This is a genomic window from uncultured Rikenella sp. (assembly GCF_910577125.1).
Classification (GTDB): Bacteria; Bacteroidota; Bacteroidia; order Bacteroidales; family Rikenellaceae; genus Rikenella.
Genome location: NZ_CAJTMN010000094.1, coordinates 1 through 7,655, shown reverse-complemented (window position 1 = coordinate 7,655; position 7,655 = coordinate 1). Strand labels below are relative to the sequence as shown.

Annotated in this window: 5 protein-coding genes; all 5 read left to right on the top strand. The window is 60.8% G+C overall.

Going from position 1 to position 7,655, the window contains the following annotated elements; genetic code table 11:
• Nucleotides 1-920: 920 nt before the first annotated feature.
• The 5 genes from der (at nt 921) to QZ292_RS08655 (ending at nt 7,400) form a co-directional block, all read left to right on the top strand.
• Nucleotides 921-2,246 carry a ribosome biogenesis GTPase Der gene (gene der / locus QZ292_RS08675; protein ID WP_294600599.1) on the top strand — a complete coding sequence of 442 codons (1,326 nt, stop codon included), beginning with the start codon at nt 921-923 and terminating at the stop codon, nt 2,244-2,246.
• 427 nt (nt 2,247-2,673) lie between these two features.
• Nucleotides 2,674-2,820: a hypothetical protein gene (locus tag QZ292_RS08670; RefSeq protein ID WP_294600597.1), complete on the top strand. Its 147-nt coding sequence runs from the start codon at nt 2,674-2,676 to the stop codon at nt 2,818-2,820.
• Between the two features lie 56 nt (nt 2,821-2,876).
• Entirely contained in the window at nt 2,877-3,599 is a 723-nt protein-coding gene (locus QZ292_RS08665; RefSeq protein WP_294600595.1) for a hypothetical protein, read from the top strand.
• A 40-nt stretch (nt 3,600-3,639) separates the two neighbouring features.
• Entirely contained in the window at nt 3,640-6,963 is a 3,324-nt protein-coding gene (locus QZ292_RS08660) for a glycoside hydrolase family 2 TIM barrel-domain containing protein (protein WP_294600593.1), read from the top strand.
• A gap of 53 nt (nt 6,964-7,016) precedes the next feature.
• Nucleotides 7,017-7,400, top strand: coding sequence for a hypothetical protein (locus tag QZ292_RS08655; protein WP_294600591.1), 384 nt, complete (start codon nt 7,017-7,019; stop codon nt 7,398-7,400).
• Nucleotides 7,401-7,655 lie beyond the last annotated feature (255 nt).

Sequence of the window (7,655 nt, the reverse complement as noted above, 5' to 3'; positions counted from 1 at the left end):
AGAACTGCCCTGCGCGGGCGGCGTCCGGGTGACCCCGGCGGGACAGAGCGATACTGCGTATCGCTTACTGGTTTGCTTGGCCCCATTCTTTGTCCGCGCGCCTAGGGAAATATAGTCAAAACACGCAAGCGAGTTTTGACGATTTCCCTTTTTAGGCGTGGCGCGCGGTCGAGCTTGGTGCTGTTCTTTGTCCGCGCGCTGGCGGAAATCTTGTTCAAAGCGCAAGTCGCTTTGAACGATTTCCTTTTCCAGCAGTCGCGCGCGGTTGGTTTGAGGGTACTGCCCTCGGGCCGGGCGGGCCCCGCGTGCCCGCGGTGGGCAAATATGGGGTAGACACGGCCAGTAAAACGCCCTGCGGGCGCGTTTATTCCGAGAGGCAACGCAACTGAAAACCGTAGCTACGGCTGTTCACGCCGCTGGGATCGAGCCACGTCACGTTGAAACTCAAGTATATGCCATAGGTACCGTTGACCGTCGAAGACCAGCTATAACCGCCGTAGCCGACGCTGCTCAGCCCGCCATTGGCTCTCTCGCCGTAGCCCGGGGCGGGGCGAACTCACTACCCTACCCCCACTCACAAAACAAAAGCAGGACAGTCCGTCACGGCCTGTCCTGCTTCCCGCTTCCGGGAACCACCCCGAAAGCTACTAACCCAAACTCTTTTTATGAAAAGAAGCAATCTGTTACCAAACTGCCACCTCCCTAAATCGATGCCACAAAGGTAAAACACCGATTCCGAATTACAAAATTATTTTTGTAATTTTTTAAAAAATTTTAATAACACATCGAACCTGCATTGATTACCAGCAACTTACAATTCACCCGCCCGGTAAGAAAATTTTCCGTACCTTTGCATACATACCCGACCGATGCCGAATGTACGGCCCGCCGGACGGAATAATCACAACCGAAAAATCGTTATGGGAAATATCGTAGCCATCGTCGGACGGCCGAATGTGGGCAAAAGCACCCTCTTCAACCGGCTCGTGGGGATGCGGCAGGCCATTGTCGACGCCACCGAAGGCACCACCCGAGACCGGCACTACGGAACCACCGACTGGAACGGACGCGAATTCACGGTGATCGACACCGGCGGTTTCACGGTCAACTCGGAGGATGTCTTCGAACAAGCCATCTGCCGGCAGGTGAAGCTGGCGATCGAAGAGGCCGACGAACTGATCTTCATGGTGGACGTCGAGACGGGAGTGACGGATCTCGACCTGCGGATGGCCGAAATGTTGCGGAGGCAATCCAAACCGGTGCACCTGACGGTCAACAAGGTGGACAACACCATGCGGCAGACCGAGGCTTACGAATTTTATTCCCTGGGACTCGGCGAGCCGATCACCATCAGCTCGATGACCGGATCGGGAACGGGAGAACTGCTCGACGCCGTGGTGGCTTTGCTGCCTCCGGAGACCGACACCGAAACAGCTGCGGACGAAGCGGATACGGCGGTGCCGAAAATCGCCATCGTCGGACGGCCGAACGTCGGAAAATCGTCGCTGACCAATGCCTTGCTGGGCGAGGAGCGGAACATCGTCACGCCGATCGCCGGAACGACACGCGACTCCATCCATACCTATTATAATAAGTACGGGATGGAGTTCCACCTAGTCGACACCGCCGGGCTGCGCAAAAAACAGAAGGTGACGGACGACCTGGAGTTCTACTCGGTGATGCGGACGATCCGGGCCATCGAGGATTGCGACACGGCCATCCTGATGCTCGACGCGTCGCAGGGGGTCGACGCGCAGGACATGAACATCTTCCACCTGATCGTGAAAAACCGCAAGGGATGCGTCATCGCGGTCAACAAGTGGGACACGGTGCCGGACAAGCAGGCCAACACGATGAAGGAGTACACGGAACAGATCCGCCGGAAACTGGCACCGTTCGACGACGTGCCGATCGTCTTCACGTCGGTGACCGAGAAACAGCGCATTTTCGATGTCCTCAAGACAGCGCTGCGGGTGTGCGAAAACCGGCACCGGAGGATTCCGACGGCCGTGCTCAACGAATTCATCCTGCCGATCATCGAACAGACGCCGCCGCCGAGCATCAAGGGGAAGTACATCCGGATCAAGTATGCAATGATGCTGCCGACGCCGACGCCGCAGTTCGCCTTTTTCGTCAACCTGCCGCAGTACGTGAAGGACTCGTACCGGCGTTTCCTCGAGAACCGGATCCGGGGGGAGTGGGATTTCACCGGCGTGCCGATGCAGATCTACTTCCGGCAGAAATAGATGGAACTGGTTAACAGTGGCTCTGCAGGCGCACAAGAATCGGGCGAGACTACCGCAGCGAAACGCTGTTTCGCCCGTCCACGGGACGTGGGGCCCGCCCGGCCCGAGGGCAGTACCCTCAAACCAATCGCGCGCCGTCGCCTTAACAGGAAAATCATTCAAAAGCGTTTCTCGCTTTTGAATATGATTTTCCAAGGCGCGCGGGAAAAGGCAGCGGAACCGCAATGAGGCGAACACGGGGAGGAGAATTGGGTAAAAGCTTTGTTTGAACGGGGCTCTTGCGACTCGAAGAGTCACGCGGGCCGGAACCACCCAGGCGTAGGCCTGCAACTTCGCGGGGCTTGTTTCCAGCCTCGCTGGCTCCGACCCGACAAACCCCGCCCCGGGCTTCCGCGGCGCAGGCAACGATGGGCGATTAGGCAGTCTGGTGTACGTCAGCAGCAACGGCTATAGCTGGTCGTCTGCAGTGAGCGGTATCAACGGGCGGTTCTTGTGGTTCAGCGCGCGGGATATCGACCCCATCAACACGAACACCCGCGGTCACGGTTTTCAGTTGCGTTGCCTCTCGGAATAAACGGAAGACCGAAAACACCGCACTAAAAGAAAAATTAAATAATTTCACATACCGTTATGAAAACCTTACGAATCGGAACCCTCGCCGGACTGCTCCTGCTGACCGGCACCCTGACCGTTCAGGCACGGGGAGGACGCGGCTGCTGCGGCGGAAACGGCTGGCGGCAGACTACCGTTCAACGACAGAACACGGAACGGCGGACGGCAGACGCCTGCCCTTACTACAGATGCACGCCGGAGAGACAGGCAGCATGCCGCCCGGGAAACAAATATTACCCTTTGACCGACAGTTGCTACCGGCGGGAGCAGTGCGCTGTCCGGAACGGAGCTGCATGCCGCCCGGGAAACAAATATTGTCCTCTGGCCGACAGCTGCTACCGGCGGGAGCAGTGCGCCGTCCGGAACGGAGCTGCATGCCGCCCGGGAAACGAATATTGCCCTCTGGCCGACAGCTGCTACCGGCGGGAACAGTGCGCCGTCCGGAACGGAGCTGCATGCCGCCCGGGAAACAAATATTGCCCTCTGGCCGACAGCTGCTACCGGCGGGAACAGTGCGCCGTCCAGAACGGAGCAGCATGCCCGGCGGGTTATAATTGTCCCGCAGACCGTTGCCGCTACGACAACCGAACTGCAGAAACGCGACCGGTGAATCGGCGCGGATACCGCGTGCACCGCTACGGATGCGACGGACACTACCACCGGGGATGCGACCGCACCGTTGTCGTGCGGCGCGGCGCACGGCCTTGCGCGACCAGCTACTGCTACCGAAACGATCGATAGCCCCTCGTATTTTATCCATGCACAACGAACCCAGACACCTATGACCCTGAAGACCCAACTGTTCATCTTGTCGGCCGCGGTCGGCCTTTCGACTTTCGGCACGGCTTACGGCCAGCTGCCGCCGACCCGGTGGCAATTCGGCGAAAACGACCGCGAAAACGCGACCGCCACGGCTGCCGTGCCGGAGTGGCAGAACCCCGAAATCGCACACGTGGGGCGGGAGACGCCGCGGGCATACTTCATGTCCTACCACAACCGCGACCTCGCCGCGGCGAACGACTACACCACCTCGGAACATTACATCTCGCTCAACCGGCCGTGGCAGTTCAAGTGGCTGCCGGATCACCGGGAGCGGCCCGCGGACTTCTACAAACCGGAGTTCGACGCCTCGGGCTGGGACACGCTGGCCGTGCCGGCCACGTGGGAGGTCAATGGGTACGGAGACGCGATCTACACCAACCAGCCTTACGAGTTCGCGCCGTACAAACCGACCCCGCCGCAGCTGCCGGCGGCCAATGAAGTGGGGCTCTACCGGACGACCTTCGAGGCGCCGCTCGTGCTGAAAGACCGCGACGTCTACCTGCACATCGGCGGGGCCAAGTCCGGCGTGATCGTCTACCTCAACGGCCACAAGGTCGGATACAGCGAAGACTCGAAGGACGCCGCGGAGTTCAAACTCAACCGCTACCTGCGCGAGGGAACCAACGTCCTGGCGCTGGAAATCTACCGCTGGAGCACGGGGTCGTATCTGGAGTGTCAGGACTTCTGGCGGCTCAGCGGGATCGAACGCGGCGTCTACATCTACTCGCAGCCCAAGACGCACATCGAAGACTTCTACATCGTCTCGACCCTCGACTCGACCTACACCGACGGGATACTGAACGTGGATGTGGCGATGGTCAACAACTTCATCCGGCCGTCGGGGCCGGTACAAGTCTGGTTCGAGCTGGAGGACGCCCAGGGGCGGATGGTCGACTACTCGTATCAGGAGATCGAACTCGACGGCTACGGACGCGACACGGTGCGGTTCCGGCGGACGGCGCGAAACAACGCCGACGCCTTCCGGAACGTCCGCCGGTGGAGCGCCGAGGATCCGTACCTCTATAACCTCGTGCTGAAGATCCGGCACAACGGGCGATTCGTGGAGTATACCAGCGCGCGGATCGGGTTCCGTACCAGCGAGATCAAGGGGAACAAATACTATGTGAACGGCCGGCCGGTCTATATCAAGGGGGTCAACTACCACGAGCACCACGAGAAGAACGGCCACGTGCTCGACGAGGCGACGATCCGCGAAGACTTCCGGCTGATGAAGGCCAATAATATCAATGCGATACGTTTGTGCCACTACCCGCAGCAGCGGCGGTTCTACGAGCTGGCCGACGAATACGGTTTCTACCTCTGCAACGAGGCCAACATCGAGTCGCACGGGATGGGATACGACCTGGCGCAGGGAAAGACCTTGGGCAATAATCCGCTGTGGCTCACGAAACACATGGATCGGACGCAGAACATGTACCACCAGACCAAGAACTTCCCGAGCGTGATGTTCTGGAGCCTGGGGAACGAGGCCGGGAACGGCTACAACTTCTACGAGACCTACCTGTGGCTCAAGGGGATGGACACGCTTCGTCCGGTGCAGTACGAACGGGCGATTTTAGAGTGGAACACGGACATCTTCTGCCCGCAGTATCCCTCGGCGGCGACCTTCGCCCAGTGGGGGCGGTCGGAGACCGACCGGCCGTACATCGCATCGGAGTATGCCCATGCGATGGGGAACTCGACAGGCGGGTTCCGGGATATGTGGGAGGCGATCTACGGCTCGCCCAACCTTCAGGGGGGCTTCATCTGGGACTGGGTCGACCAGGGACTGCTGGTCGAGGATACGGCTACGGGCAACAGCTATTGGGCCTACGGGGGCGACTTCGGCACCGACCGGCCGTCGGACGGGAACTTCCTCTGCAACGGGCTGGTCAATCCCGACCGGACGCCGCATCCCGGGATCGCCGAGGTGAAGAAGATGTACCAGTACGTCTGGTTCCGACCGGTGGATCTGGCGACCGGGCAGTTCGAGGTGGAGAACCGGTACGACTTCACGCCGCTGTCGAAATACACAGTCAAATACACCGTGACGGCCAATGAGCGGACGGTGCGGCAGGGGACGCTGACCAACCTGAACCTCGCGCCGGGCGAAAAGAAGATCGTGACGGTGCCGTTGAACGGCTTGGCGGTGCAGCCGGGGACGGAGTACTTCGTGAACTTCACGGTAGCCCTCAAGGCGGCGGACGGGCCGTTGAAGGCGGGCGACGTGGTGGCGACCGAACAGTTCGCCCTCGACCACCTGCGGGGGGCGAAACGCACCTACTCGGCGCCGGGACAGGTGATCGTCGACGCGGGACAGAACGAAATCGAGGTGGTCGGTTCGGGCTTCGGTCTGACGATCAACAAAACGACCGGCACGATCGTCTCGTATCGCGTCGGGAGCGTGGAATACATGCAAGACGGGTTCGGCCTGCAACCCAACTTCTGGCGGGCGCCGACCGACAACGACTACGGCAGCCGGATGCCGAGCCGGATGCAGGTGTGGAAAGGGGCTTCGCAGGAGCCGACGGCTGCATCGGTGGCGGCTGAGTCCGAGGGGAATACAGCTGTGGTGACGGTGCGGTACGACCTGCCGGAGGGATGCGGCCTGACGGTGACCTATCGGGTCTATCCGACGGGGGCGGTGCACGTGGGGTATGCGTTCAAGGGCAATCCGCAGTCGAAGAGCGAGCTGCCTCGCGTGGGGATGCGGATGCGGCTGCCGGCGGATATGGCGACGCTGCAATACTTCGGACGGGGGCCGGAGGAGAATTATCAGGATCGCAACTACGGCACGAACGTGGGACTCTACCGCAGCAATGCGGCGTTGGAGAACTTCGACTACGTGCGGCCTCAGGAGACGGGACACCACACCGACACGCGGTGGCTGGCGCTCACGCGGCTGCGCGGCCAGGGGCTGCTGGTGGAGGCGGACTCGCTGCTGGAGTTCAACGCCTTGCGGAACGCGGTGGAGGATTTCGACGGTCAGGAGAGCGACAAGCCGTACCAGTGGAACAACTACCGGCCGGACGAAGACCATTCGGAGGCTGCGGGGCGGAACATCAAGCCGAAGCAGACGCACATCGACGACATCACACCGCGTGACTTCGTGGAGCTGTGTCTCGACTACCGGATGCTGGGTTTGGGCGGGGACGACAGCTGGTGGTCTCAGCCGTACGAGCAATACCGTCTGCCGGCGAATCGGGATTACACGTGGGGCTTCACGCTGGTTCCGCTGCGGAGCAGCACGAACGTACAGCGACAGGCAGGCTTCCGATACTGAGACGTGATTTCACTTGGTCTGACTTTACGCGTACGGATGATGTTGAACAGCCGTTGCTGGGTACCTTCCCGTACTACTCGGACGGCGTAGCCGGTGAAAAATACGGAACAGGTAATTACAAGGCGACCAACGGTCGGTTGTACAAGGTAAGCACCTCGGGAACGGGAACCCCGCTGGCCTGGTACCCCGCCCCGGGCTACCGCGTTTCGAACTCGGGCGCTCCGGTGATCGTCGGCAACAGCGGACACAGCTGGTCTTCGGCTGTCAGTAGTACGAACGGTTTGTACTTGGGTTTCCTCGTGGCGGGCCTCGGTCCCAGCGATGCAAACAGCCGCGCCCTTGGTCTTCAGTTGCGTTGCCTCTCGAACCCACAGGGTGTTTTATTGGCAGCCTCGGCCTTAATCGGCAGCCTCTACCCCATCCGTAGATTGGGCTGACACAGCCAATTGCCCACCGCGGGCACGCGGGGCCCGGCCGGCCCGAGGCCAGTTTCAGGCGGGGCAATGCTCGACCGCGCGCCACGCCTAAAAAGGGAAATCGTCAAAACTCGCTGGCGTGTTTTGACAAGATTTCCCAAAGGCGCGCGGACAAGAACCGCGAACAAGAAACAAGGTCGAACCCCTGTGGCTCGAAGAGCCGCGCGGGCCGGAGCCACCCCAGGCGTAGGCCTGCAACTCGACGGAGCTCGTTTT